The 378-nt window shown below is 56.3% G+C and carries 1 rRNA gene; it reads left to right on the top strand.

The window, feature by feature from the left end:
- Nucleotides 1-267: 267 nt before the first annotated feature.
- Nucleotides 268-378 (top strand): 5S ribosomal RNA (gene rrf, locus CBW22_RS24400); the annotation flags it as partial.

The raw sequence follows: 378 nt of genomic DNA, 5'->3' as shown, positions 1-378 counted from the left end.
CGGGTGTGTAAGCGCAGCGATGCGTTGAGCTAACCGGTACTAATGACCCGTGAGGCTTAACCTTACAACGCCAGAGGCGTTTTGGTCTGAGAGACCGGAGAATTTTCAGCTTGTGACGGAAAAATTAGCGGAAACGAAAGATTTTGCGCTGAGGCAAGGCGCCGGACGAGACGGTACGAGGGAGCATACAGAAGTATGTGACTGAGTAGCGCGAGGACGGGCAACGCGGCATCAGTGAAAAAGATTCGTTTCGCGCACCAGAATTTGCCTGGCGGCAACAGCGCGGTGGTCCCACCTGACCCCATGCCGAACTCAGAAGTGAAACGCCGTAGCGCCGATGGTAGTGTGGGGCCTCCCCATGCGAGAGTAGGGAACTGC

The sequence above is a fragment of the Pantoea sp. VS1 genome (assembly GCF_002207995.1).
GTDB classification, from domain to species: Bacteria; Pseudomonadota; Gammaproteobacteria; order Enterobacterales; family Enterobacteriaceae; genus Pantoea; species Pantoea dispersa.
The sequence above is the reverse complement of the archived record's forward strand: the minus strand, read 5'-3'. Positions and strand labels throughout refer to the sequence as shown.